Genomic DNA, 25,501 nt, shown 5'->3' with positions numbered 1-25,501 from the left:
CAATTTAAGAAGCCGGCTTTTTTATTTTATAGAGTTTTAGCGTGAAAATACAAACTGATTATAGAAACATTTGGAAGATTGCCTATCCCATTATTTTGGGTTCTGTGGCGCAGAATATCATTGCCTTAACCGATACTGCTTTTTTGGGACACCTAAGTGAAGTAGCATTAGGAGCTGCAGCCATTGCTACCATTTTCTATTTTGCCGTGGTGATGCTTGGTTGGGGATTTGGTTTGGGTACCCAAATTGTTATTGCACGTAGGTACGGCGAAGGCAACTATGAAAGAGTAGGAAAAACTTTTGATCATGCTTTGTATTTTCTGTTGATTCTGGCCATACTTTTATTAGGGTTTATGCAGATTCAAGCCCCTCCAATTCTGAAGGGGATCGTTCAATCAGATGCCATTTTTCAAGCAAGTACCGATTACATTTCTGTGCGCGCTTGGGGGATTTTATTCGCCTGCATCAATTTGTTGTTCAGGGCATTTTATATTGGAATTGCCAAGACCAAAGTGATCAGCTGGAGTACCGCCTTTATGGCAATCGTGAATATCTTTTTCGATTATGCTTTAATATTCGGCGAGTTTGGTTTTCCAGAAATGGGTATTAAAGGAGCAGCATTGGCATCGGTTATTGCAGAAGCTTGTGTGCTAGTGTTTTTTCTGGTTTATACTTTTAGAAAAACTCCAATAAAAAAATACCAACTGTTTGCTTTTCCAAAGGTGGATAGGGAACTATATTCACGATTGCTAAAAGTATCTTTTCCAATGATGATACAAAATTTCCTGGCACTTTCATGCTGGTTTGTATTCTTTTTATTGGTTGAGAAAATGGGAGAGAGGGAATTGGCTATCTCCAACATTATCAGAAGTATATATGTACTGATTATGGTTCCTGTATGGGCATTTGCATCAGCTGCAAATACCTTGGTGAGTCAAGTGTTAGGCGAAGGAGAACCCAAGGAGGTAATGCCGGTTATTTTCAGAACCATAAAATTATCGTTTTTAGCTGTTTTGACTTTGGTTGGGATGAGTTTAATCAGTCCGGAATTGGTAATATCGATTTACACAGAAGAACCTGGTTTGATTTTAGAAACCAAACCTGTTTTGTATGTGATTTTTGGTGCCGCTTTATTATTTCCTATCGCGATTACCTTGTTTCAGGGCGTTTCAGGAACAGGCAATACTTTTCATGCCATGCTCATTGAAATTGTGGTGCTGGTATGTTATCTGGGAGGGGTTTATTTGCTGATTGAAGTATTCCAACTATCTATTTCCGGCGTTTGGGTATCGGAGTATTTTTATGCTGGCTTTTTGGCTTTTGGATCTTGGTTGTATTTAAGATTTGCCAACTGGAAAGAAAGTAGGATTTAAGCTTGAACAATCTATTCATATGGAACAACATCAGGCTGACCGACTTTAAAATCATTAAATCGAGGACGTTCTTCGCCTGATAAACGGAAGGCCGTAGACTGAAAATCGCTTGGAGCTTTTGGATAAAATGCCAAACGTAGCTGTATGGTTTTGAATACAAGGTTTTCATTGTGTAATCGCACACCAAAACCTAATCCGTAGTAATAATCACCTTTAAAAATGTGTTTCTGATTACTGCCAATAACTCCAAGATCTCCAAATGTATAGAAGGCAAATTTAAAACCACCTAGCATGTATGGTGTAAAAGCTACGCTTTCCAAATTTAAGCTCAATTTTTGGTTTCCGATGACTTCTTTACTTTTAAATCCACGAATGCCGTGTTTGTTATTAATCGTGATAAATTCTTCAGGAAATCTTCGGATACCTAAGGTGTATTTTAAATCTCCAAAATTACGGAATCTCAATGCTCCCAATTTTCGAATTCGACTGAAGAATTTCGATTGGGCGATTAAGCTTCCCTGTTCAAAACGTTTTGAATTGAAAAATCCACCAATAGCTAAGCGATTAAAAAGGTAACTTCTTGTTTTACTAACATAGCTTGCTTTCTGAAAATCAAAACCCAAATATAAACGGTGTGAGTATTCTCGATCTTCGTATCCAAAATTCATTTGCGTTAAAAATCCATAAGGAATATCCTCGGTTCTACCAAAATTATAGATCAGGTTACTTTTGTAATATTGTGTTTGACTAATACTGATCCCGCCAAGGTACAGGATGTTATTGTGGAAAAATTGATTTAGTTCAGGACCAGTTTCCGGCCTTTCAAAAAACTTTCTACTGGCAATTCTTCCTGTGAAGTACATCTTTCGTCTGGCAAATAAATTTTTAGAGTCTAGTTTTATCGAAGTTCCATACCATAGATTCCCATAATTAAAATCCAGAGGTACTTCGTTCCGAATCGGATCGTCGTCCATGATTTTGTCTGAACGCATGGTTTTAGATAAGCTCAACCCACCAGCTCTTTTGGTGTTGTAGGTTTCAAAATCTCGTTCAAAATCAATTCCAATTACTGATTTTTCATATGTATTTTCGTAGATTAAACTGGCGTCAATAAAACTTCTTTTGATATTACGAATTGTGTATCTCCCTGAATATCCAAACTTTTGATCTTCATTACTATCGTAATGGAATTTATTGCTGAATTCATGGCCAATGCCGTATAGGTTTCGGCTGTAAATTTCGAACTCAGTAGATAAATTTGAACCAAGATCCACGTCAATCCCCCAGGAAAACTGATCTTTTACCCATAGTTGTATATCCACAAATTTATTTGAGCCTTTTACAGGTATAACCCTAAAGAATGCATCTTTAATATAGTTTAGTTGTCTAATCAACCTTTCATTGTCAGCAAGTGTATAAGCATCCAGTTTATCTCCTTCTTTTAGATGTAACATTTTTTTTAAATGTCCACGTCTACTGGTATGGTGAAGGTCGTTACCTGCTCTTTCTATCCAGCTATTGGCAACTTTCGTAGTATCGTGCAGGCTAGAACCGAAAGGCTCAAGAACTCTTACCTCAATATTTCTGATTGTTTTCCCCTGGTAAATAACAAAGGCAGTTTCACTACGTTCTGTTTTTATGGTATCGGTAGGAGAAATTTTATCGGGAGCTACAAAAAATAATTTGTAAAGCTCTTTGGTAAATTTACGTTTATAAGCTCCTCGTTGTATTGCATGATAGAATTTGCTTCCGCTTTTATGAGAATCCTTTTTTCGTTCGCTTACTGTATCCATTAAAAATACGATAGTATCGCGTGAAATGATTATGGTACTATCGGGTAAATCTATATTTTTAGTGGGTTTTACAAGGCTGTCTTTGGGAATGTTCTGCTGTGCATTTGCAGAATAAAAATAGCTCAATAGGATGACTATTAATAAACAATATGTAGCTGAACTTCGAATAGTATTTTATTTTCTACGGTTATACACTATTCTCAAAGATAAATAAATTGAGATTCTCTCGAAGGATCTATCAAGAATTATACCTTAAAAGAAATTATTCCTAGTTTATTTATGAATGGTTGATAGCTTATTACAAATGGTGTTCGTTTTTTCCTCTGGCCAACTCCATTTTCCATCTTTTCTGAGTTCCGCAGATAGAATCTTTCCTTTAAATATTTCCAAAGTTTGAGTTGCTGCACCAAAACCAAATCGTTTCATGCTCAATTTATAATTTAGTTTGGAGTAGGGAATCTTTTCTTTTCCTCTGACGAAAATGAAATAGTAATACTGTATGTGCAACTCTTGATTTTGATCATCAAAAGATATGGATGTAATAATTCTATTGCGTTTAAGCAATAATAAGAGTGAATACATTACAATTATAGCAGAGAAATAAACAAATTTAAATCCTACAAAGAATAGAAGTATAACCACAAGTAAAAACAAAAGCGACAATTCTTTTCTAATTCGGTCCCAAAGGGTATATGATTCTTTAGATAATTCAAAAGTTTCCATGCTCAATTTTTTTGCATAGTTAGCAAAATAGCTGGCATTTATCAATACTTGCAGTTTAAAAATAAATTTATCTACTAAATTTTTAGTATATAAATTTGTCTACTAAAAATTTAGTACTAAGTTTGTAGTAGATTAATCTAAAAGTAAATGTTAAGATGAAGGAGTTGACCAAAGCTGAAGAACAAGTGATGCAGATATTATGGGAATTAAAAAAAGCCAATGTAAGAGAGGTGGTTTCAAACTTTCCAGATCCAAAGCCCGCATATACAACTGTTGCAACAGTGATGAATGCACTAGAAAAGAAGGGATTTGCTGATAAAATTCCAGCTGGAAAATCACATTTGTTTGCGGTTAAAATTTCGAAAGAAGATTATTCAGGTTTTAAAGCTGGGGCTTTGGTAAAAAATTATTTTAATGGCTCATTTTCTCGAATGGCATCTTTTTTTGCAAAGGATAATAAGCTAAGCATTCAGGAGTTGGAAGAGATGATAAAGATAGCCAAAGAACAAATTGAGAAGGAGAAATAGATATGAATGAATTCTTCCATTATTTAATGCAGTCCTCAGGAATTCTGGCAGTTTTTTACGTCTTGTATTTCCTGTTTTTAAGAAACGAAAGGTTTTTTACCGAAATCAGGTGGTTTCTAATGATGAGTATTGTTCTGGCAGCTTTTCTACCTCTTGTAAAAATACCATATACAGTGCTTGTTGAAACTTCACAGGTAAATGTTTCAAGTGACTTATCTGTTGGTGAATGGATAGCTGGATCAATGCCAGAGTCCTTGTCCGAAAATAAAACGTTTTACAGCATACCTCAGATTTTAATGGGATTCTATTTAATGGTTTCCTTGGTGTTGTTGATGAGAAGCAGCATAAAGGTTTGGCAGATATGGAGCATGATTAAAGGAAAGGAGTTTATAGTGAAAGACAACTGTAAAGTAATACTCCTTGATGAGAAAATACCTGCATTTAGCTTCTTTGGATATGTTGTGATCAACAGGGAAGAGTTCGAAAATGAAGACTTAAGAAATATATTTATACATGAAAAAGTTCATGCACTTCAAAAGCACTGGATCGATCTGCTTTTGGTGGAAATTCTAAGCATCATATTTTGGTTTAATCCATTTGTATGGCTTTTTCAAATCGCAATAAAACAAACGCATGAATTATTGGCTGATGATGAAGTTATAGCGCGCGGCTTTAGCATTGGACAGTATCAGGCACTATTAATTAATCAACTAATGGGAGCCGAAGTGGTTGGTTTAGCCAACAACTTAAATTATTCCATTAATAAAAAAAGAATGATTATGATGTCAAAAGATAAAAGTTCAAAAAATAGGCGCTTTAAGTTACTAGTTATGCTACCAGTAATTTTAGCAGTAGTAATCTTTAATTTAAAAATTGAGAAAGTATATGCCGATTCTCCTGTAGTTACAGAAGTATCTAATCAGGAGAAAGTGAAAATAACAGGAGTTGTTCTTGCAAGTGATGGTAAACCTATTCCTGGTGCAACTGTAATTGTTGAAGGAACAACTTATGGTACAGTCGCGAATCGTTATGGTAAATTTGAAATTAGTGCTGCAAAAAGTGCAAGCATAAATGTGTCGTTCGTGGCTTTACAAACAAAGAATATAGCGGTTAAAGACTTTGTATTGAAAGGAAAAACAACGGAAAAAGGTTACTTTCTAAAAATAGCTCTTGATAAGGAAAGTGATGTGACTAAGGAGGATAATAAGTTTAGCGAAACGAATTTGAAACGCAAGTCGCCTAAAAAGTACAAAGGAGAACATGTTTATGTAATTGTAGAGGAAATGCCGGAGTTTCCAGGTGGGCATGAAAATATTCAAATATATTTGAAGCAAAAAATTAGTGAATTAGACCCCAAATACATTACAGGACAGAGGTGTTTCGTGACCTTTATTATAACGAAAGAAGGCAAAATTGATAATGTACGTATGACAAGAGGATCCGGAAATAAAGAAGTTGATGCAATTGCATTGGAACTAGTAAAAGGTATGCCAATATGGAGTCCGGGAAAAGAAAAAGGAAAGCCAGTTCATTGTTCCTATACGGTTCCTATTACTTTTAAATCCTAAAAAAATATGGGGGAGTCCAAAAAGTTGAACATTATTGTTATTCTTAGCGTAATTAAGAGTCTCTGGATTTGAGAATAAAATATTTCAATATGATACCACAAGCTTGGCACTTACTTTTTGGACATCCTTTTTTTATTTCGCATTGTATCTAAAACAATCGGTTGTATGATCGTTAACCATACCAGTTGCCTGCATAAAAGCATAGCAAATGGTTGGCCCCACAAAATTAAAACCTCGCTTTTTTAAATCCTTACTCATGGCAGTAGCTTCATCGGTAAGTGCGGGTACTTCAGACAAGTTTTTCCATACATTTTTAATGGTTTTGCCACCTGTAAAACTCCAAATGTACTTGTCGAAACTGCCAAACTCTTTTTGAACTTTAAGAAAAGCCTTGGCATTTTTTATGGCCGAATTAATTTTCAATTTATTTCGGATGATGCCTTCATTTTGCAGTAGTTCATCCACCTTTTTTTGATCGTATTTGGCCACAATATTCGGATCGAAATTATCAAAAGCCTTGCGGTAGTTTTCTCTTTTTCGAAGTACAGTAATCCAACTTAAACCCGCCTGAGCTCCTTCTAAAATCAAGAATTCAAATAGCATTTGATCATCATGGAGCGGCACGCCCCATTCATTATCGTGATAGTCGCAATATAGTGGATCGTTGCCTGCCCACTCGCATCTTATTTTTCCCATTTCTGTTGTTTTTAAGAATCAGCTAAAGATAGAAAGAGATTTTAAGGATATAAATTAGGCAAAAGGGAAAAATCGACAAGTTTTTATAAATTGTTTCAGTTGGGAATGCTGAAAGTTCAGATTAGAGAACCGGTTAAAGGCAGAATAATACCAAATAGTACAATGCAAAAAGTGCTGTTATACACAATAAGATCTGTGTGAACAGCACTTTTTTAGAATAATATCGAAATGTTTTTTTGTTTAGAACTCTAGTTCCATTGCAAAATCAACAGCGACTTTTTTACCACGTTGAGAACCAGGTTTCCAAGCCTCCATTTTCGAAGCAATAATTTTTGCAGCTTCGGCTGCTACCTCATTCGATTTTTTAAGGATTTGAATATTGTTTACTTCTCCTTTAGGGTTTACAGTAAAACCAACAGTAGCATTTCCTTTTAACGTTTTACCTTCGAAGAAGAAACTCTCCTTGATATTCGCAGATTGTTTTTTTACATGTTGTGCCAGTCCATAAAATCCCTGTGGATATTGTGGCATTTCCTCTACAATATAAAATACAAGTTCGTCAGAATCTTTTGGAGTTTCAGGAGCTGGTGGTGGCGGTGGCGGAGGAACGTCTCCAGCCTTTTTAAGATCATTAGCTGAAATGCCAATCACTTCTCGTTTCATGGTGAAATTCACCTCCATAGGCTTATTGGTTTCAGGAAGAGAACCTTTGGTGGCATGCGTTTGGTAACCAACAAAAGAAGCTACAAATGCAACTTTAGATCCTGCAGGTATTTCAATTTCATACTTTCCTTGTCTGTCAGCAACCGTTCCTAAAGTACTACCTTTTAATACCACAGAAGTTCCCGGCATAGGATTTCCATTCACATCTTTTACGGTACCAGAAACTTTAATTGCTTTTTGCTGGTCTTTTTTATCATCAGAATCAACAGCTTCCATGATAAAATCATGCTTTAAATAATCAGAACCTGATTCATGAGATAAGGAGTTGGATTTTTGTTCATACCCAGGATGTATGGCAATTAAACCTCCATTTTCACCTACTGGCTTTTCAAATTCATATTTACCATCTGCATCAGTAATGGTTCCCATTGTACTTCCTTTTAGTATAATGGAGGCACCCTGAATAGGATTTCCATTCTCATCCTTTACTGTACCTTTAATTCTAGCAGGAACTTTTTTGCTTGTTTTAGGCTTTTCAACATTAGAAAGTGTATTGATATTTCCTTTCTTGTTTTTCACCTTAAAAGGAACCTTAGAATCACTAACATCAAATTTTGTTTCATCATTCTTTTTTACCTCTCCTTTGTTCTTTTTAGATTTCACAGGATAAGTAAGAGTTGTTCCTCCTGGAATTGTAACTATAGTACCATCAGTTAAATTGTGTTCCAATTCTTTGTTGTCAGGAACAATAACCGTTTTGGTTTCATTCTTTTTTTGTCCCTGTGCTTGCACCTTGTATTCAGGCTGAGCAAACGAGTACATCAATAATGCCAATACCGGCAGAAGCCAAATCATTCGGTACAATTTTCGCTTCGAACATTTTTCTTTCGTCATCATTTTAAATCGGGTTGGGCCGAGGGCAAAATTCAGATGATTGGCCATGCCAATAACTTTTGTGCCCATTAGCTGGTTAATTAATAAAGCCTGATACCTGACTGGTGATTGGCCCCGGGATAATACACCTTTGTCGGCCAGGTATTCATGGTTTTGTTTAATAGCACGTTCAAACAGCCAAATAAATGGGTTGAACCAAAAAAACACTGTTAACAGCTCTATAATGAACAAATCGATCCAATGACGCTCTTGAATGTGCACTTTTTCATGAGTTAAAATGTCATTTATCTCGTTTTGTTTAAAATATTCGGGATGAATTAAAATCCTGTTAAAGAATGAGAATGGCATTTTGTAAACCGTATTCTCATGCAACAGGTAATCGTCTATTTTCTTAGGAGTAGTTCTAAAAATAATCTGTATGGGTTTCCACGATTGAATCAGCAATCGAAGAAGAACCAAGGCAAAACCTATACTGTATACTGCCAATAGAATTCCCCAAATACTGATTGAGGAATCTTCAGGCTGCTGAACGATGGTGTTTGCAACATCACGCTGAAACTGATCCGCATATTCAGAGCTTTGCATTACTGCTGGAGCTTGCATTAACACTTCATACTTAAGGGGAAATGCTGCACAGATTATGGCCAGAACCACACTTGCCAGTAGAAAATATCGATTGGCCTTAAAGTGGGTTAAATTGCGTAACAACAACCAGTACAGAACATACATGATGCCTATGCTGACCGATGCTTTTATCAGAAAGTCAAAATAAACATTCATACTATTCGTTTTTATCGTGATCTTGTTTCATTTCCTCTTCGGCTTGTTTCATGATATTTTCCAAGTCGGAGATATCCAAATCGTTTTCGCGGGCAAAAAAGCTTGCCATTTTCGGAAACGAACCATTAAAGTAGTTTCGTAAGAGCGACGAGAATTGTACTTTGGTATAATCAGTTTTACTTACCATAGGAGTAAACACCTTTGTGTTTCCTACCTTACGATGTTTTACAAATCCTTTCTTTTCCAACACACTTAATACGGTTGCTACAGTGGTGTATGCAGGTTTCGAATCTTTAAAATTTTCGATTACTTCTTTTACAGTACCATCTTGTAACTGCCATAAAATCTGCATGATTTGCTCTTCTGCTTTGGTAAGTGATTTGATATCCATATACAATTTCGATTATAATTCTACTACAAATATAGTAGAATGGTTTTTAAATCCTACTATTTTTATAGTAAAAGTTCTATTTTAGTAGTAAGAAAAAGTCAAACGGTCTAATAGTCGAGCAGTTAAACCGTCCAATTAAGCACTTTTTTTTCCTGTGTCACTTGGAAGGTGGAAAAGTAGAAAAGTAGAATGGTAGAAAAGTAGAATGGTTTAATTATGTATAGGGGTGATTAGAGAATTTTGCTCTGTAGGAGCAATATCTTTGTAGCCCAAGGTAAATGAGTGAAACGAATGCCACCCTGGGTAATGATGATTAGTTTAATTGTCGCGACTTGGTTCGTTATTACATCTTTTGGGTTTCTCGCGACATGTAAAGTTCAACAGTCGAATGGTCAAAACGTCCAATTAGGTACTTTCTTTTCCTTTGTCACTTGGCTTTAGCCAGTGACTTGAAAGAATAGTAAAAGTGGAGCTTCGACTCCGCTCAGCTACCTAAAAGTGGAATAGTAGAAAGGTAGAATAGTGCAAAAGTCAAACAGGCGAATGAATGTGTTACAGATAGATGGAAAATCAGGCGATTCAAATCAAAACAATTATTCATTACACATTGCTAATTATTAATTAAAAAAGGGACACCAATAGGCATCCCTTTATCAATATCTATAATCGTAAATCTTATTTTTTCTTTTCAACCACTTCAACCAGATTGATATCGAAAATTAAGGTTTCGTTTGGGCCAATTTTTTGGTTCCCATTTTCACCGTAAGCCAAATTACCAGGAATGTACAATCTCCATTCCGATCCTTCAGGCATTAACTGTAGCGCTTCGGTCCAACCTTTAATTACAAGGTTTACACCAAAAGCAGTAGTATCGCCACGCTCTTTCGAGCTATCGAAAACCGTACCATCGATTAAAGTTCCGTGGTAAACACATTTAACTCTATCGGTTAACTTGGCAATTTTACCCGTACCTTCTTTAATAATTTCGTATTGTAAGCCACTTTCGGTTTCGATTACTCCTTCGCGAGCTTTATTTTCTTCTAAAAACTTTTTCCCTTTGGCCAGGTTGGCTTTTCCTTCCTCTTTTTTAAGAGAGTCTTTTTTGGTTTTTACTTCTTTAAAAATTTTGTTTAAATACATATCGGCACTCATTTTTGTGAAATACGATTTGCCATATGCCAACTCGTTCAGAAATCCTTTGTAAAAAATATCCTCGTTTAAGCCTTCGAACTGATTTTTTCTGAACTCCACATATCTTTCCGATAGTTTTGTTTTTGCAACAGCTTTGGCAAACTCAACCATAGCGGCAGTATCCATTTGGAAAGGCACGCGTTCGAAACTTTGCTTGTAGTTATTCGCTTCGATATAACCCAATGCATAGCTTACACTATCCACACTGTTCTTAAACTTTAATTTACCCGATCGAGGTACTTTATTACATGCACTAAAAATTACAATAACAGCTAAAAAAGCAAGAATGATACTACTTCTTTTCATGTGTTTAAATTTTATTTAGGGATTAAAACTTGAATTTTTATTCGCCGTCTTTTTTCGAGGGAATCAAGGTGATGCTTCTCTTTTTAACAGCGTAGCGAATTTACAATTTTGAGCGAAAATTTAAAAATTCACATGCAATGCTCTTTGGGTATGAGTTATATTTTAAGATTTTTTAACATTATAGTGTTAATTAAAATGTTTAGCTTTAACTATACTATTGTAAAGTAAGGAGTATCAATAAAATTCTTTATTCGATGGTACCAAGCGCACAAACAATATTGCCTGCGGACAATGTTGTATACAAACCACCCTCTCATTACTTCTTTACACAGAAGTTACTACAACAAACATTTATAAAACTAAAACTTGTTACAAAATGAGTAATACTGATCATTTAACAGCTTTGAAAGAAAAGATTCAGGCTGTGGAAGATGAAAGTATAGTGGCAATTACAATGCCCGTAAACATTTATTTGCAGGAAGCAGAAGATATGGCTCGATGTGCCAGAATCGATATTGCAGAACTTGCCACAATAAATGTTACCGAAGTACAAATTGACGATTTGCAGGCCAGAATTGGTGCATGTCGCGAAGTACAGTCATTATGGGTAGAGGACCAACACAAGGCCAATCAGGCCGAGGATTCGTGGGCCGATATTCAGGAGAAAGCCAATGAATTGAAATCGGAACTGATTCATACCTTTCGATATGCATATCGTAAGGATGAGAATTTAATGTCTGCAATTGCCGATATTGCCGAAGGTAGTACAAACCCCTAACTGCCGCAAGTCTGTGACTTGTGGTAATAACAAAAAATACCAATGAGTCGAAATTATAAATTTAGAGATCAAGAAAGTAGGTATTTCATAAGTTTTGCTACGGTACATTGGATAGATGTATTTGTTAGGCCACAGTATAAGGACATACTTGTGGATAGTATAAATTATTGTATTAAAAATAAGGGGTTAATAGTATATGGTTGGGTAATTATGACCAGTCATGTGCATATGATCATTGGCACTAAACAAGATAAGATGCAGGATATTGTTCGAGATCTAAAAAAATATACCTCAAAGGAGATCATTAAGGCTATTCGAGAGAATCCAAGAGAAAGCCGTAAAGATTGGATGTTGTGGATGTTTGAGCGAGCAGGAAAGAAAAATGGGAACAACAAAAACATTCAGTTTTGGCAACAGAACAATAATCCTATTGAATTATCGGATAATAAGATTTTAGATCAGAAACTAAATTATTTACACAATAATCCCGTGGAAGAAGGATTTGTTGTTGAATGTCACGAATACAAGTATAGTAGCGCAATTGATTATGCCGATGGGACAGGATTAATAGATATTGTGCTGGTATAGCGTTGTTATAGCCACAAGTCACAGACTTGCGGTAGTAATGGGCAAGATGGAATGAAAGAAAATTTGAAACATATTCGATTGGTAGAAAAGAACTAGATGGTTTAAATTAGTAGAATCAATAAAATTCATTAGCATGATACCAAAAGCAATTACCCCAAAAAACCAAATTACCTACCTGATTACCTTAATCGGTATCGTATACCTATCCATGGCCTGTACCGATGAAAAATTGGTGTACAATGCCTTGGATGAGGCCTACAAATCGCTGCAGGGAGAGTGGCAGTGGATAAAAACCGAAAGTCCACGCACACGAAGCGAATTTACGCCCGAATCAGAAGGATACCAGGAAAAGATTGTATTCAAAACCAACGATACGGTGGAGTATTACAGAGATGAGGTGTTGAGTCACAAGTATCCATACCTGCTAAAGTACAGAATCGATAACTCGATGGATGCCAATAGTGATTCTACATTGGTTTTGGTCATCAATAAGGGAACGGAATCCTATTTTTCTACCGAAAATGATACCTTAATCATCAACCAATCCTATGTGGATGGACCTGTTACTTACTATGAACGTAAAAAGTAATGAATGGAATACTACTATAATTTTTAACAGCCCCAAAACGAAGAAAAATTAACAAACCCAAATTATAAAACTTAACCCCCTAAAACTATGACAAGAGAAGAGCAATTGGTACTATGCAAGCAGTGTACAAACCGAAAAATGGATTTACAACAAGGATTGGTTTGTACCTTAACCAATGAGCATGCTAATTTCGAGAATGAATGTCCAAACTTTAGTTCCGATCCGGAAGTGGAATTGACAAACATACAAACGGAAGTGGATGAAAATGGAGAGGTGATCATTCATTTAACCGAAGAACAAGTTGAAAAATTACGCATGGAACAGAACCTGCCAATGGCAATTGTTGCTGGATCATTTGTTGGAATTGTTGGTGCCATATTGTGGGGAATGATTACGGTAGCAACCAATTATCAAATTGGTTATATGGCTTTGGCAATTGGCGCTGGAGTAGGTTTCTCGATGCGTTATACAGGAAAAGGTATGGATCAGGTATTTGGTATATCTGGAGGAATAATTGCGATTTTGAGTTGTGTGTTGGGTAACTTTTTTAGCATAATTGGCTATGTAGCCAACGCCGAGGGATTAACGCTTATGCAAACATTGGTAATGTTTGACTACTCGTTAACTTTGGATGTAATGATGGAAACATTTAGTGTAATGGATATTCTATTTTATGGTATTGCAGGCTACGAAGGATATAAATTTGCTTTTCGTAAGATCACTGAAGAACAATTGGCTGAATTATAAAACAGAAAGCTATGAATGATATTAGCATTTTCCCCGACAAAGCCATAAAGCCCACATTAAATGATGTGGGCGATCAATTAGGCGATTTGTATCCCTTGTGGGAACGGATTTACAATTTGGTTTACGAGAAATACCCTAATGCAACAGAGGAATGGAACTATCCTGGTAAAAACTATGGATGGAGCTTTCGCATAAAAGATAAGAAAAGAGCCATTCTCTACTTTTTACCAAGAGAGAATCGCTTTTTGGTAGCTTTTGTTTTCGGACAAAAAGCTTATGATGAAATTATGCAGACAGATATTGCTGAAAGCATTAAAACAGACCTTTCGAATGCGAAGAAATATGCCGAAGGCAGAGGTGTAAGAATTGAAATTACCGATGAATCTCAACTAAGGGATATTGAGAAGTTGATCGAGATTAAGTTGAAGTATTGAATAAGATTTCTTTAGCTATTTAGAATAAAGGAGTAAATAAAAATTTGCATATGACGAATAAGGATAACACTCCAATAATTACAGAACAAAGCTTCACCAAAAGCAAAGAACAAGTTTGGAAGGCCATAACCGACCCCAATGAAATGCGAAAATGGTTCTTTGCTGAGATGCCAAATCATAAGGCAGAAGTTGGTTTTACTACCCAATTTAATGTGGATGCTGGAGAAAGTGAGTTTATGCACCTGTGGAAAGTTTGCGAAGTGGTTCCAAACGAGAAATTGGTTTGCCAATGGGAATATGAAGGATATGATGGGCTTGCCATGGTAACTTATGAACTATTCGAAGAAAATGAAGGCTGCAAAATTAGAGTGACAGCCGTCGGAATAGAAACTTTCTCTAATGATGTTCCCGAATTCAGACGTGAAAGTTGTGAAGGTGGTTGGAAGTATTTTATCAACCAGAGATTAAAGGAGTATTTGGAGAAATGATGAAGCTGGTAAAATATTTGAGTCGATTTATAATATTCGTCCTTCTAACCATTATAACGCAAATAGGCGGATTGATCTATTTAATTAGTGTCATTTTAAACAATAAGATTAGACTATCTTTTTGGGGTAAAAGGCTGGTGATTTTTATAGTTTTATATGTCACAGCAAGCTTTCTGATTGTTCCATTTGTTGCCCCATGGTTTGGAAGAGAAAAGATCAGAAATAATAATAATTTGCAAGCAGCAACTTTTGCAACCGTTTTATTGAATCGTAACTATGTTACTACTGAAACCCATGAGTTTTTGCAAAGTATTTCCCAAAACCTAGCTGAAAAGAATCCAGAAGTAAAAGCCCGCTACTTAGATGCTTGTTTCCCCTTTTTTGATGGTTTTCCTTTGTTGCCACACCTCAGTCATAATGATGGTTGCAAGATTGATTTCAGTTTGATTTATGAAGACATTAATGGACAAATTGTAAACAAAAGCAAGTCTATAAGTGGATATGGCGTGTTTGAAAATCCGCTAAGGTATGAGGTTGATCAGTGTAAAAATTGTATGCAAAAAGGATATTTTCAGTATGATTATCCAAAATATATGACCCTTGGAAGGATTAATGATGATATCAAGTTTTCTAAAAGTGGAACCAATGCTTTAATTGACGCTATTTTAAGTCAAAGAAAACTCACAAAGATGTTTATTGAGCCGCATTTGAAACAGAGGCTCAAGTTAGATGATAAAAGAGTTAGGTTTCAAGGTTGCAGATCGGTAAGGCATGACGATCATATTCATGTTCAGATAAATTAATAAAAAATCCGGGTCCCCACCCGGATTTCAAATCTAACCACTAAATGTAACCCAAATCACTAATCTATGAAAAAAACTTCGCGTTTTTTACAGTACAAATGTATGCTTGCTTATAGTGAATTGCTTTAAGCTGATGTTAAGGAATTATAATTTTATTGCTTGATACCATTATAAAAAGAATAATCCCAGACCAACTAGTCTGGGATTTTCTCTAACCACTAATTACTAACCTAAAATCTAACCTATGAAAAAACTTCTCTGTTTTGTATGATTCAAATGTAGTTGGTTAAAGCGTTAAGCGAACTGAACAAATGTTAAATAAATATAATGTCGTTTAAATTTCAGTGTGAGCTATAGGAGAATACTTAAATGTCGAGATATCATCAGTTATCCATTGGGAGTAAAAAGGACTAATGACTTTTATAAATTAATAATCGGTTTAAATCTTATTCTTGGAAGGATTTGTTGGTGGATATACAAAAGAAAAATCCCGAACGGGCGTCCGGGATTCTCTCTAACCACTAATTACTAACCTAAATCTTTAATCTATGAAAATACTATCTTTTAATAGTACATTACAAAGGTATGGCAAGAATTGGTTAAGACCTGAGAATAAGTGTTAAAAAACCTTAAAGGAGTTTGATATTCAAACAGATGGCTGCTCAATAGAGAGCTGCAGGTCTTTATTTATGAGGGATTCAACGAATTTAAGGTTAAAAAAAAATCCATTGAAACTTAGAGTTTTAAATGATTTCTTTAGATAATGGTAAATATCTCTTTAAAATAGGAGTTTCCATAGCTCATTTTATACCACAGTAATTGACACTCAGTATAATGCCGATATATCAATGAAAAGTGCCAAGGAAAATAGTGAACTTGGCTCTGATCTCATTGAATAATCGGTATTATTTATCTAAATTAGGCCTTGTCAAAATCAAATCAATTCCAAACCTAGACTATGAATGAATCATTACTGAAAGCCTTAATGAGACTTTTTGCCATTATTGTTGATGAGCAAAAGTTGGGATTCGAAACAGCAGCACGAGATGTTGTGGAAGTATGGCTTCAGAAACAGTTTAGTAAGGAGTGGACTGAGAAGTATCTTCAGGATTTTGAGCGATACTTAAAAGATTCTCATTGCGATGAGACGGGAGAGGTTTGTTTTGTAAACAAGCATCCTCAGGTAAAAAATGTTTGTGAAAAATTGGTGGAGGAAGTAGAGCAGGAGCAGAAGGTATGGATCATGCTTCAATTGCTTGAATTTATTGATGAGACGGAATATACGGGCCACGATGAATTGGATTTGGTAAAAACCGTTTCAAAAACCTTTAATATTCCCAAAAAAGAATTTGAATTAGGTCGCCAATTTCTGATTGGTGATGAACTTTCTATACCATTTAACGAGCATCTTTTATTAATTGATAATAATGAAGAGTGGTCGCATGAGGTGGTGAAACATATTCGGAGTGAGAAACTTCGAGGAAGAATTTTTGTTTTGCATCTGGAAAGCACCAATACCTTCCTGATGAAATATTTTGGAGAGTATAACCTTTTTTTGAACGGACACAATATTAAGGTTGATAGGGCTTACATTCTATCCTATGGTTCGGTTATTCGAAGTCATAGAATTGACCCGATTTATTACTCCCAGATTTCTTCCATTTTTATCGAGAAGAAAAATTTATCTGATCTTCAGTTTATTGCGAAAAATATAGAGTTTAAGTTCCCTGGTTCTAATAATGGGATTCATCCTGTTAGTTTGGAAATGAATTCCGGACAATTGGTAGGCGTGATGGGCGGCAGTGGTACCGGAAAATCAACTTTGCTAAATGTATTAAATGGGAATTTATCCCTGCGTCAGGGAAATATCTATATCAATGGTTATGATCTTCATTTGGATAAAGATAAACTTGAAGGAGTTATTGGGTATGTTCCTCAGGATGACTTATTAGTTGAGGAATTAACGGTGTACGAAAACTTGTACTTTAATGCCAAACTTTGTTTTGATGGCACCTCGGATGAGAAAATCGAGGAAATCATTGACAAAACCATTGAGGATTTTGATTTGGTAGAAGCCAGGGATTTAAAGGTTGGTGATCCGATAAATAAAGTTCTAAGTGGAGGACAGAGAAAGCGATTAAATATTGCATTGGAGTTAATGCGTGAGCCTTCGGTACTCTTTGTTGATGAACCTACCTCAGGTTTATCGAGCATGGATTCAGAAAAGGTAATGCTCCTTCTAAAACGTCAGGTTTTAAAAGGCAAATTGGTAATTTGTAACATTCATCAACCTTCGTCTGATATTTTTAAGCTTTTGGATAAGCTAATCATGATGGACCAGGGAGGAAAGGTAATTTATTTTGGAAATCCTATTGATGCTGTGGTTTATTTTAAAACCCAATCGCTTTACGTTAAAGCTGATGAAAGTGAGTGCTTAACCTGTGGTAATGTAAACTCTGAACAAATTTTGCGAATTGTTGAAGCCAGGATGATGAACGAATATGGCAAGCAAATTCGTAAGCGCAAAAGAAGTTCTGATGATTGGTATGAACTCTATAAGGAGAATATTGAGAAGAAAAACAGGGTACATAAACCTCGTAGAAAAAAACTGATTCCCAAGAACTATTTTAGTATTCCAAAGCGTTGGGAGCAATTGAAAATTTATCTTTCAAGAGATTTTAAAGCGAAACTTAGTAATAGGCAGTACATGCTGATTACCTTGTTGGAGGCACCACTTTTAGCCATTATTTTGGGATATTTTACCAAGTACATTAGCGGTTCTGAATCTCATCATTTGGACTATATATTTGCCAAGAATGAAAATATTCCCTCTTTTATTTTTATGGCAGTTGTTGTTGCCTTATTCCTTGGTTTGATTATTTCGGCAGAAGAAATTCTTCACGACCGAAGAATGATGAAGCGTGAGAAGTTTTTGAATTTGAGTCGATGGAGCTATCTGAACTCCAAGGTCATTATCATGTTGATTATTTCGGCCATACAGAGTTTTTTATTTGTTGTTCTTGCCACCTATATTTTGGAGATTAAAGGCTTAACCTGGGAGTATTGGTTAATCTTGTATACAGCTTCGGCATGTGCCAATTTAATCGGCTTAAACCTGTCAGCAGGATTGAATACTGTTGTGGCTGTTTATGTATCCATACCTTTTATTTTAGTTCCACAACTATTGTTCTCAGGAGTAATTGTGAACTTTAACAAATTGCATCCTGCCATTACAACACAAAAGTATGTTCCAATCGTTGGAGATTTGATGACTTCGCGATGGGCATATGAGGCTTTGGTGGTTGAGCAATTTAAGAATAATGAATTTGAGAAGCAGTTTTTCCCATACGAGAAAGCAATGAGTGAATCGTCTTTTCGCTCATCATTTTTGATTCCTGCCATGCAGCAAAGCTATAAGTCATGGTTGAAAGAAAATAATGATAAACACTATCGAGTATTTAAAAACGAACTGTTGAAGCTTTCGGATATATATACTTTTCCAGATGAATTGGAAGTATCGAAGCAAGTTTTGCGAGACTCATCAGAAAGAGTGCAAATTTGGCTTGAGCATGTAAAGCAAGCTGGTTGGAAGGAATACAAAGAACAATCGAAGCTTAGAGACCAGGTTTACGAAGAGATTATTGATGAACTTGGCGACAGAAAGAAAATTATTGAATACAAAAATACCCATCACAACGAGGCGATTGAGCAAATTGTAACAAACAGAAGAGAAATTAATAAGTTGATAAGGTATAAAGATGAATTTATTCAACTAAAAGATCCTGTTTTTCAAACACCAATTAGTCAGAATGGACGAGCTCATTTATTCGCCTCGCAAAAGCGACTTGGCAACTATTTGATTGATACATTTTGGTTTAATGTGATAATCATTTGGTTAACAAGTATCATTTTCTATTTCTCATTGTACTTTGATGTACTTCGTAGATTCCTACTTCTGATTGAAATTTTATGGGTGACCATATTGCCTGAAGGAGATATCAGAATTAGAAGAAAACGTCAGAAATAATGAAATATATGGGGGATTAATCATGAATTAATCAAAATCTTAACCATGCAGGATTTTATTTGCAGGATATGTAAAGGTATTGTATCCTAAAGCAATTTATTCATGAAGAAATTAATTCAAATATTCCTTTTGTTGTTTATTACATCTAGACTTTTTGCGGATAACAAACAACTCATTCAGTATGTCGATCCCATGATCGGAACCGATGGTCATGCCCACACATTTCCAGGGGCAACTTTACCTTTTGGTATGGTACAGCTAAGTCCCAGTAATGACTTCAAGGCTTGGGATTGGTGTTCGGGTTATCACTATAGCGATTCCATATTAAAAGGGTTTGCACATACCCATATTAGTGGAGCTGGTTTGGCTGGCTTAGGCGATATTTTGTTGATGCCAACTCTTGGTGAAACAAAGATTCAAGCGGGTACAGAAGAAAATCCAGAAAGTGGATTTCGCTCAAGATTTTCTCATGAAAAAGAGAAAGCTTCTGCAGGTTATTATGCAGTTGTTTTGGATGATTACGATGTAAAAGTTGAATTGACTTGTACGCCCAGAGTTGGGTTTCACAGATATACTTTCAATACTGCCGGGCAAGGAAATGTAATTCTTGATCCTACTCACAATATCATGGAAAATGTTCAGGCAACAGAAATTGAAATCTTATCAGATACTGAAATAAGAGGTTGGAAACATTGTAATGGTGAAGGAGGAGATAGAAGAGTGTATTTCTATGCCAAATTTTCCAAATCATTCGAACAAAGTGGTGTTGCCATTGATGATAAAATTCAGGCAGATACAAAGAAAGCAACAGCCAAAAGAGTGAAAGGTTTCGTTAGTTTTGATGTGAATTCAGGTGAAAGCGTTGAAGTTAAGGTGGCACTTTCGCATGTGAGTTATGAAGGAGCCAAAGCCAATTTCGAAGCTGAAGCAAAAGAGGTTTCATTTGATCAGGTATTAGGCAAAGCTCAGAAACTTTGGGAAAACAAAATGAACAAGTTTCATATCGAAACGGATAAACTATCAGACAAAAGAAATTTCTACACCGCTCTTTATCATTCCATGATATCACCAAACTTGATTTCGGATGTTACCGGAGAATATATGGTGGAAGGGAAAAAATATCATTCCGATTTTAATCAATACAGTAACTTTTCTACTTGGGATACCTACCGTGCTGTTCATCCTTTAATGGCAATTGTGGAGCAAGAGAAAACCGTTGATTTTGTGAACTCGCTTTCATCAAGATACTCCGATTCAAAAGTTGGTTTGCCAGTATGGGAATGTTTGGGACACGATAATGTTTGTATGATTGGATACAGTACGGTTTCCGTAATGGCTGATGCCATATTGAAAGATATTGAGGGAATCGACAATCAGACTGCCTATGATGCGATGAAAGCAGCAGCTTTTAACTTGGAAAAGCATAGTAATAGTTACGATGTAAATGGAATGAACTTTTATGTCGATATGGATTTTGTTCCAGGTGAAATTGGAAGTTCTGTTTCGAAAACAACTGAGTACAATTACTATGATTGGTGTTTGAGTCAGGTTGCTCAAAAGCTTGGAAAGAAGGATGATGCCTATTTATTCCAACAAAGGTCAAAAGGGTATCGTAATTTGTTTGATGAAAAATCAGGCTACCTTTTGCCTAAACTGCAGAATGGTAAATTGGTGAATGTGGACAAAAGCAAGTGGGATGGATTGGTGAAGAATTATGTGTCGGGTAACATTTGGGGATACTCTTCTTATGTTCCTCACGATATGGCTTACCTAATGCAATTGCACGGAGGTAGGGAGGAGTTTGCATCCTGGCTGGATGAAATCTTTGCTGATGATTCTGAAATTGGAGGCTCACAGCATGTGGATATTTCCGGTTTTATTGGAAAATATGGTCATGGAGATGAACCATCCCATCAGGTGCCTTACCTGTATGTTTATGCAGGTCAGCCATGGAAAACTCAGAAGTTGGTAAGAGAAATTCTTCCTCGCTTTTATCACGATCATCCTGCAGGACTGGATAATAATGATGATTTGGGTCAAATGTCATCCTGGTATATTTTTGGGGCTTTGGGATTTTATCCTGTTTGTCCAGGTAGTAACCAGTATCAAATTGGCTCTCCTGCCTATCAAAAAGCAAGTATTAATCTTGAGAATGGTAAAGTATTTACCGTTGTTGCCAATAACAATTCTGAAAAGAACATTTACATCCAATCGGCAAAACTAAATGGAAAAGAATTTACCAAACCATTTATTACTTACGATCAAATTAAACATGGAGGGGAACTGGTTTTCGAAATGGGCAGCAAACCGAATAAATCATGGGGGAATTCAAAAGCTGATTTGAATAAACTAAACGGTATGAAAGCCTCAGAAGTTTACAAGTTGCACGAAGAAAAGCAGGTTCTAATGCCTTACGTCAATGATATCGCTTTTAGTTTTGAGGAGAGTAAAATGGTCGAATTGCTTTGTGGTACAAATGGGGCCGAAATCAGATATACAATGGACGGTTCTGAACCCAACACAAATTCTAAAAAATATAAGAATCCAATAGTGATTAGTAAGGATGCTACCATTCATGCTAAGGCATTCAAAGCTGGGCTGAAGGAGAGTGGAAGTTTGCAATTGCATTACCTAAAAGGAATTCCATTTAACTCCCAAACAGGCTATCCAAAAGTTAAGGTTGAAGGCAAAGATATTGGTTATGGTGAAAAATCAGGGGCTCAACTCATAGATGGCGGTTTTGGCTCAACAACCTTTAATGATGGATTTTGGACAGGTATAGACTTGAAAGATCTAAATGTTGATATTGATCTGGGGGAATCAAGAACCATTTGTGAAATGAAACCTGGAATTCTAATCTATCCCGGGGCATGGATCTTTAATCCGGATGAAATCGAGGTATATGTTTCAAATGATCAAAAGAACTACCGACTGGTAAAAACCATAAGTATGGAATCACCAAAAGATGAGCGCAGATATGTAACAAGACCTGCCATTGAATTTCCATCGGTTAATTGCCGTTACTTAAGAATAACATTCAAAAATGGACCAATACCAGATTGGCACATGGCAGGAGGCAGAAAGCATTGGATTTTTGTTGATGAAATTCTAATCAATTAATTTTTTTTATGGATTAACCAGTTTTTTACAGTATTAATCAGGAATTAAATCAGACTTAATCGACTCGGTTTTACTTTATTCCTAAATTAAGAAAACGAGGTTCAAAGCCTCCGAATAAAGAAAACCTGTATATCATGAAAAAACGAAATTATTTGTTGCTTGTTTTTGCTCTTGTCTTTGTTGCATGTCAACCTAAGCAAAGCAAAAAGGAGCCAGTGAAAATTAGTCCTCTGGCCGAGGACGTGAAAAAAGAATTTGTGCGTACCTGGGATGCTTATAAAAAGTATGCATGGGGACATGATGTGTTGTTGCCATTGTCTAAATCATATCAGGATTGGTATGAAGAATCATTGCATATTTCCCCAATTGATGCCTATAGTACCATGAAAGTTATGGGCCTTGAAGAACAAGCAAAAGAGGTTGAAGATTATGTGATTGATTCGATTAGTTGGGATAAGGATTTGTTCGTGAAAACTTTTGAGGTGAACATTAGAATCATGGGAGGATTGCTTGCCATGTATGAGTACACTTACGATCCTAAAATTTTGTTGAAAGCAGAGGATTTTGGGAAAAGAATGTTGAAAGCATTTGATTCACCAACCGGTTTGCCTTACTATTGGGTAAATCTGAAAACCGGCGAAACCAAAGGAACGAAAATCAATTTGGCCGAAGCTGCTTCGTATATGTTCGAGCTAGGGATTTTGAGTTACTATACAGGCAATCCTGTTTACTATCAAACTGCCAAGAAGGCCAATATGGCCATATGGGAAAGAAGATCAGAGCTTAATTTGGTTGCCGATTTAATTGATGTTGAAACAGGAGAATGGTTAAACGATCATTCGCATATTTGTGCAGGAGCTGATTCATACTATGAGTACTTGTACAAAAGTATGTTATTGTTTGGTGATAAGGATTCACAGAAAATGTGGGATGTAAGCATTGAAGCCATTAACAAATATGTTGCAGAAGAAGATGAGAAGAGTTTATGGTATGGTCGTGTGAATATGCATACCGCCGAGCGTGATTGTATCGATCCACATTCAGGTCGTCAGTTTGCTAGTGTAGTAACTCTTTACGATGCATTCTTCCAATCGATTCTTGCATTGGATGGGGATTTAAGAAGAGCTGAAAAAACTCAGGATACATGGAACAACCTATGGAATAAGTATGGATTGGAGCCAATGATTTACGATTATAAAGATAACGAGCCAACCTATCCTGTTTATGATTTGAATCCTGAAATAATCGAATCGGCTTATTACTTGTACCACATTACCAGGAAGCAAAAATATTACGATATGGCGGAGAAGTATTGGTCAGATATTAAAAAATACTGTAAAACTGAAATTGCATTCTCGTCGGTTGAAGATGTTAGAACCATGAAGAAAAAAGATTACATGCCAACATTCTTTTTTGCAGAAACATTTAAATATCTGTATCTAACATTTACCAAAGAAACAGGAGAGTTTAATTTGGATAACTATGTTTTTAATACCGAAGCGCATCCATTTCCAAAAAAATCCTTTGAACCTGAGAAGGTGAAGAAGAACCTGGGATTGGAATAAAATTTTGAAATTAGATTTTCATTTGGGGCTGTTTAGAAATGCAGCCCCAATCTTGTTTACAAATGCTGCAATATATCTTTGGCATTTGATCTTTTTTTGTAATCAGGATCATATTGAACATACTTCACCTTACCATCTTTTCCTATGATATAGGTTGCAGGTACAGGCAATAACTGGTCATTATTACCATTCGAAACGCTAAGATCTACACCATAGTTCTTATATCTTTTTTGCAAGTGTTCCGGTAGCATGAATTCAACACCAAATTTTTTCATGATTTTGCTGTTTTCATCAAACAATACTGGATATTCAGCATTTGTTTTTTCAATGGTTTTATCTACATTAACCGGAATTTCAGGTGAAACCGCTACCAATTGAGCGCCAGCTTTCTTAAAATTATCAACATTTTCCTGTAGGTGTGAAAGGTGTTTGTTGCAGTATGGACACCACTCACCACGATAAAACACAACGATCAGTTGTTCATTTTTCAAAATGTCGGAACTTTTAACAAGATTTCCATTTTGATCTTTGGCTTCAAACATAGGTGCTTTATCTCCAAGTTTAATTGCACTTGTTTCTCTTTGTGCATAGCCGTTAAGACTAACCAGTAGTATTAATAATCCTATTATTCTTTTCATGATATAAAACTTTAAAAAATAAAACACAAAATAGTCTTTTATTTCCACTCTCCTTTAATGGTATTGATCATGAAATAGTTAAAGATTTGTTAATGACTTGATTTTAGAAATGGAAATAAGCTTGTTTTGTACAGGTAGTGAATAATTGGTATTAATTATATGGAATAAAAAAATCCCTCACCAATGGCAAGGGATACAAAAATATTGTGATACAGACTGTGCTTATGCGTTCTGCATTTTTTCAATTTTATAAGTAGTGTTTACACCTGCTTGATGGAATAGAACTCCTACAGGACACATTTTTAAAGTTTGCTGAAGGCATTTTTCAATTTTCTCGTCGCTAGCTTCAGAATCAATTTTTAACTCAACTTCAACATCAGTAAAAGTTGGAGCTCCATCTTTTTGTGAACCGATGGTATCTACTACCAATGCTTCAAATTCAATGCGCATTTTCTTGGCTACAAGGTTAAAGATTGTGTTTACACAACCAGAATAGCTCATCAAACACACTTCGAATGCTGTTGCACCTAAGTCTTCACCGCCTTTAGCTTCTGGTAAATCAATTGTGATTTCATGACCTCTGTTGTCTGTAATTACCGATGACATTCCTTTTGTCCAGGTAGTTGTTGCTTTCATATGATAATATTTTCTAATGTTTTTTGAATTTCAGTTGGCAAATATATATAAATATCCAGATATATCAGGTTTAGCTTGTGTTAAATTGAGTTAATCGGAAAATGTTTCAGAAAAGGTTTTAATAATATGTCAAATTGACGGAGTGTTTTGGTGATTATACGTCAATATTTCAGTTTTTGCGAA

General features: G+C 35.7%; 21 protein-coding genes. 13 read left to right on the top strand and 8 right to left on the bottom strand.

Annotation, left to right across the window (positions count from 1 at the left end; genetic code table 11):
• The first annotated feature begins 41 nt into the window (after positions 1-41).
• Positions 42-1,373, top strand: a complete 1,332-nt coding sequence (locus M0051_RS01630; RefSeq protein WP_306739807.1) for an MATE family efflux transporter — start codon at positions 42-44, stop codon at positions 1,371-1,373.
• An 11-nt stretch (positions 1,374-1,384) separates the two neighbouring features.
• Here M0051_RS01630 and M0051_RS01625 read toward each other — a convergent pair whose 3' ends face one another.
• Positions 1,385-3,292 (bottom strand): hypothetical protein, encoded by a 1,908-nt coding sequence (locus M0051_RS01625; protein WP_306739806.1) that lies wholly within the window; start codon positions 3,290-3,292, stop codon positions 1,385-1,387.
• Between the two features lie 147 nt (positions 3,293-3,439).
• Positions 3,440-3,889, bottom strand: coding sequence for a hypothetical protein (locus M0051_RS01620; protein WP_306739805.1), 450 nt, complete (start codon positions 3,887-3,889; stop codon positions 3,440-3,442).
• 155 nt (positions 3,890-4,044) lie between these two features.
• On the opposite strand from M0051_RS01620, the gene M0051_RS01615 reads away from it, so the two are divergent.
• The gene (locus M0051_RS01615) at positions 4,045-4,416 is read left to right on the top strand and encodes a BlaI/MecI/CopY family transcriptional regulator (protein ID WP_306739804.1); all 372 of its coding nucleotides are present in this window, start codon (positions 4,045-4,047) and stop codon (positions 4,414-4,416) included.
• 2 nt (positions 4,417-4,418) lie between these two features.
• Positions 4,419-5,984, top strand: coding sequence for a TonB family protein (locus M0051_RS01610; RefSeq protein ID WP_306739803.1), 1,566 nt, complete (start codon positions 4,419-4,421; stop codon positions 5,982-5,984).
• A 132-nt stretch (positions 5,985-6,116) separates the two neighbouring features.
• Here the strand turns inward: M0051_RS01610 and M0051_RS01605 are convergent, their stop codons facing one another.
• The 4 genes from M0051_RS01605 to M0051_RS01590 form a co-directional block, all read right to left on the bottom strand.
• Positions 6,117-6,680 (bottom strand): DNA-3-methyladenine glycosylase I, encoded by a 564-nt coding sequence (locus tag M0051_RS01605; RefSeq protein WP_306739802.1) that lies wholly within the window; start codon positions 6,678-6,680, stop codon positions 6,117-6,119.
• 240 nt (positions 6,681-6,920) lie between these two features.
• Complete coding sequence (locus M0051_RS01600; protein ID WP_306739801.1) at positions 6,921-9,017, bottom strand: carboxypeptidase-like regulatory domain-containing protein; 2,097 nt, start codon at positions 9,015-9,017, stop codon at positions 6,921-6,923.
• 1 nt (position 9,018) lies between these two features.
• On the bottom strand, positions 9,019-9,408 hold the full coding sequence (locus tag M0051_RS01595) for a BlaI/MecI/CopY family transcriptional regulator (RefSeq protein WP_306739800.1): 390 nt from the start codon (positions 9,406-9,408) through the stop codon (positions 9,019-9,021).
• Positions 9,409-10,083: 675 nt separating this feature from the next.
• Positions 10,084-10,905 (bottom strand): FKBP-type peptidyl-prolyl cis-trans isomerase, encoded by an 822-nt coding sequence (locus tag M0051_RS01590; RefSeq protein ID WP_306739799.1) that lies wholly within the window; start codon positions 10,903-10,905, stop codon positions 10,084-10,086.
• A gap of 376 nt (positions 10,906-11,281) precedes the next feature.
• Between M0051_RS01590 and M0051_RS01585 the strand changes: the two genes are divergently transcribed.
• The 10 genes from M0051_RS01585 to M0051_RS01540 all read left to right on the top strand — a co-directional run bounded on the left by M0051_RS01585 (position 11,282) and on the right by M0051_RS01540 (position 24,044).
• Complete coding sequence (locus tag M0051_RS01585) at positions 11,282-11,683, top strand: hypothetical protein (RefSeq protein ID WP_306739798.1); 402 nt, start codon at positions 11,282-11,284, stop codon at positions 11,681-11,683.
• Positions 11,684-11,725: 42 nt separating this feature from the next.
• Positions 11,726-12,271 (top strand): transposase, encoded by a 546-nt coding sequence (locus tag M0051_RS01580; protein WP_306739797.1) that lies wholly within the window; start codon positions 11,726-11,728, stop codon positions 12,269-12,271.
• Positions 12,272-12,404: 133 nt separating this feature from the next.
• The gene (locus tag M0051_RS01575) at positions 12,405-12,860 is read left to right on the top strand and encodes a hypothetical protein (RefSeq protein ID WP_306739796.1); all 456 of its coding nucleotides are present in this window, start codon (positions 12,405-12,407) and stop codon (positions 12,858-12,860) included.
• 87 nt (positions 12,861-12,947) lie between these two features.
• Entirely contained in the window at positions 12,948-13,607 is a 660-nt protein-coding gene (locus tag M0051_RS01570; RefSeq protein WP_306739795.1) for a hypothetical protein, read from the top strand.
• Between the two features lie 11 nt (positions 13,608-13,618).
• Complete coding sequence (locus tag M0051_RS01565; protein ID WP_306739794.1) at positions 13,619-14,041, top strand: DUF3788 domain-containing protein; 423 nt, start codon at positions 13,619-13,621, stop codon at positions 14,039-14,041.
• Between the two features lie 50 nt (positions 14,042-14,091).
• A complete protein-coding gene (locus M0051_RS01560; protein ID WP_306739793.1) occupies positions 14,092-14,529 on the top strand; it encodes an SRPBCC domain-containing protein in 438 nt (145 codons plus the stop codon).
• A complete protein-coding gene (locus M0051_RS01555) occupies positions 14,481-15,332 on the top strand; it encodes a hypothetical protein (protein ID WP_306739792.1) in 852 nt (283 codons plus the stop codon). Before M0051_RS01560 ends, M0051_RS01555 begins: the two co-directional genes overlap by 49 nt.
• A 958-nt stretch (positions 15,333-16,290) precedes the next feature.
• Positions 16,291-19,359 carry an ATP-binding cassette domain-containing protein gene (locus M0051_RS01550; protein ID WP_306739791.1) on the top strand — a complete coding sequence of 1,023 codons (3,069 nt, stop codon included), beginning with the start codon at positions 16,291-16,293 and terminating at the stop codon, positions 19,357-19,359.
• 102 nt (positions 19,360-19,461) lie between these two features.
• Positions 19,462-22,479, top strand: coding sequence for a GH92 family glycosyl hydrolase (locus tag M0051_RS01545; protein ID WP_306739790.1), 3,018 nt, complete (start codon positions 19,462-19,464; stop codon positions 22,477-22,479).
• Between the two features lie 134 nt (positions 22,480-22,613).
• Entirely contained in the window at positions 22,614-24,044 is a 1,431-nt protein-coding gene (locus M0051_RS01540; RefSeq protein ID WP_306739789.1) for a glycoside hydrolase family 47 protein, read from the top strand.
• 56 nt (positions 24,045-24,100) lie between these two features.
• Here M0051_RS01540 and M0051_RS01535 read toward each other — a convergent pair whose 3' ends face one another.
• The gene (locus M0051_RS01535; RefSeq protein ID WP_306739788.1) at positions 24,101-24,682 is read right to left on the bottom strand and encodes a peroxiredoxin-like family protein; all 582 of its coding nucleotides are present in this window, start codon (positions 24,680-24,682) and stop codon (positions 24,101-24,103) included.
• 222 nt (positions 24,683-24,904) lie between these two features.
• Positions 24,905-25,318: an OsmC family protein gene (locus M0051_RS01530; RefSeq protein ID WP_306739787.1), complete on the bottom strand. Its 414-nt coding sequence runs from the start codon at positions 25,316-25,318 to the stop codon at positions 24,905-24,907.
• Positions 25,319-25,501 lie beyond the last annotated feature (183 nt).

This window comes from Marinifilum sp. D714 (assembly GCF_030851345.1).
GTDB lineage: Bacteria > Bacteroidota > Bacteroidia > Bacteroidales > Marinifilaceae > Marinifilum.
Note: the sequence above shows the minus strand (reverse complement) of the source record. Positions and strands in the feature narration are given on the sequence as shown.